This window comes from Dactylosporangium sp. NPDC005572 (genome assembly GCF_040605515.1).
Classification (GTDB): domain Bacteria; phylum Actinomycetota; class Actinomycetes; order Mycobacteriales; family Micromonosporaceae; genus Dactylosporangium.
Genome location: NZ_JBEXCY010000431.1, coordinates 1 through 2507, shown reverse-complemented (window position 1 = coordinate 2507; position 2507 = coordinate 1). Strand labels below are relative to the sequence as shown.

Sequence of the window (2507 nt, the reverse complement as noted above, 5' to 3'; positions counted from 1 at the left end):
CGGCGACGGCGCCGTCCACCTGGTCGCGGATGGCCTGGTCGGCCGCCTGCAGATAGGCGAGGACGAGATCCTCCTTGCCGGGGAAGTGCCGGTAGAAGGTGGCCCGGGTCACTTTCGCCTCGGCGATGATCCGGTCGACGCCGACCGAGTGGATTCCCTCCCCGTAGAAGATCCTGGTCGCCGTGTCGAGGAGCCGTCGTCGCGCCTCCGACGGCCGGATGCCGGTCTCGCTGGGTGCCATGAGTCCCATAGTAGAGGTAGAACGTTCTGTCTTGACAGGGCGGCGCGAAGTTGTCATGGTTGGCGAGACAGAACGTTCGTTCTCCGGGCGTTCGGCCGCGGCGCCCACTGGTCGCGGTTTTTCCTCGGTACCGCCGAAAGGACCACCATGACCACCGTTGCCGCACCCGGCCTCTCGACGACGGCGTCCGCCCTGCGGCGGCTGTACTTCGTCCGCTTCGCGTTCGCCATCGTCTGGGCCCTCGTGATGTTCACGACCGCCGAGCACCTCGGCCCGCTCGCCGCGACGCTGCTCGTGCTCTATCCGCTGTTCGACGTGGCCGCCGCCATCGTCGACGCCCGCGCGTCGCGCAGCACCGGATCGCCGACCCTGCTGTACCTGAACGTCGCGATCAGCCTGATCGCCGCGGTCGGCCTGGCCTTCGCCGGCGCGTCCGGCATCCCGGCGGTCCTGCGCGTGTGGGGTGCCTGGGCGGTCGCGGCCGGGCTGATCCAGCTGATCGTGGGTGTCACCCGCCGCAGGATGGGCGGCCAGTGGCCGATGATCATCAGCGGTGGCATCTCCGTCCTCGCCGGCGGGTCCTTCATCGTCGGCGCCTCCGCGGACAACCCGGTCCTGACCAACGCGATCGGCTACGCCATCCCCGGCGCCATCTTCTTCCTCATCTCGGCCATCCGGCTCGGCCGCGCCGCGAAGGGAAACTGACATGGAGCACGCGACGTACGACGTCGTCGTCATCGGTGCGGGGCCGGTCGGGGAGAACGTCGCCGATCGGGTCGTGCGGGGCGGCCTGACCGCCGCCGTCGTCGAGCGGGAACTGGTCGGTGGTGAGTGCTCCTACTGGGCCTGCATGCCGACGAAGGCGTTGCTGCGCAGCGCGAACGCGCTCCGCGCGGCTCGTCGGCTGCCCGGCGCCCGTGAGGCGGTGACGGGCGACCTGGACGCAGCGGCCGTGCTGCGCCGCCGCGACTCCTTCGCCTCGAACTGGACGGACGACGGGCAGGTGTCCTGGCTCGAGTCGGCCGGAATCGCGCTGTACCGCGGCCAGGGACGGATCAGCTCCGAGCGGGTCGTCGAGGTGACCGGCGCGGACGGCGCCACGACCTCGGTCACCGCCCGGCATGCGGTCGTCATCGCGACCGGCAGCAGTGCCCTGGTCCCGGACGTCACCGGTCTGCGCGAGGCGGCACCGTGGACCAGCCGGGAGGCGGCCGCGGCGAGCGAGGTACCCGGTCGGCTCGCCGTCATCGGTGGTGGCGTGGTGGCCGCGGAGATGGCGACCGCGTTCGCAGGTCTCGGATCCGTGGTGACGATGCTCGCTCGTGACGGGGTGCTGCCGCTGGCGGAGCCGTTCGCCGGCGAGCGGGTCACGACGTCACTGCGGGAGGCCGGGGTGTCGGTACGCCTCGGTGCCGAGGCCGCGTCGGTCAACCGGGACGGCGACGGCACGGTGCGCGTCACGCTCACCGACGGCGAGCAGGTCGAGGCCGACGAACTCCTGGTCGCGATCGGCCGCACGCCGAACACGCAGGACCTCGGCCTCGACCGGATCGGCCTGAAGCCCGGCGCCTGGCTCACGGTCGACGACACGTTGCGGGTCGTCGGCGAGGACGGTGCGCCGGTCGGCGACGGGGGTTGGCTGTACGCCGCCGGAGACGTCAACCGGCGGGTGCTGCTGACCCACCAGGGCAAGTACCAGGCTCGCGCGGTGGGCGACGTCATCGTGGCGCGTGCCACGGGCGAAGCGGTCGACGACGGCCGGTGGGGCCGGCACGTCGCCACCGCCGACGAGCGGGCCGTGCCGCAGGTCGTCTTCACCGACCCGGAGGTCGCGTCGGTGGGGCTGACCGCGGCCGCCGCCGAGGCTGCGGGGCTGCGGATCCGGGCGGTCGACTACGACCTGGGCGCCGTCGCGGGAGCTGCCCTGCACGCCGAGGGGTACCAGGGACACGCCCGGATGGTCGTCGACGAGGACCGGCGGGTGATCGTCGGCGTCACGCTCGTGGGCCCGGACGTCGCGGAGCTGCTGCACGCGGCGACGATCGCGGTCGTCGGCGAGGTCCCGCTGGATCGGTTGTGGCACGCCGTCCCCGCATACCCGACCGTCAGCGAGGTGTGGTTGCGCCTGCTGGAGGCGTACGGCCGCTGACGCCGGCTGCTCACGCGTGAAGGTCCCGGACCTCGTGGGGAGGTCCGGGACCGGGTGGCGGTGAAGGTCAGGCGTTGGCGAGCTTGCGTTCGGGGACTGCGAACCCGGCGGTGGCGG

At 72.4% G+C, this 2507-nt stretch carries 3 protein-coding genes; 2 read left to right on the top strand and 1 reads right to left on the bottom strand.

The genetic code is table 11. The annotated features are described in order from the left end of the window. On the bottom strand, positions 1–241 hold a 241-nt coding region (locus ABZS66_RS61300; RefSeq protein WP_354774167.1), incomplete at its 3' end, for a helix-turn-helix domain-containing protein. Positions 242–388: 147 nt separating this feature from the next. Here ABZS66_RS61300 and ABZS66_RS61295 point away from each other — a divergent pair. Next, positions 389–946, top strand: coding sequence for a hypothetical protein (locus ABZS66_RS61295; protein ID WP_354774165.1), 558 nt, complete (start codon positions 389–391; stop codon positions 944–946). A 1-nt stretch (position 947) separates the two neighbouring features. Continuing rightward, a complete protein-coding gene (locus ABZS66_RS61290; protein WP_354774163.1) occupies positions 948–2390 on the top strand; it encodes an NAD(P)/FAD-dependent oxidoreductase in 1443 nt (480 codons plus the stop codon). The last annotated feature ends 117 nt before the right edge of the window (positions 2391–2507 follow it).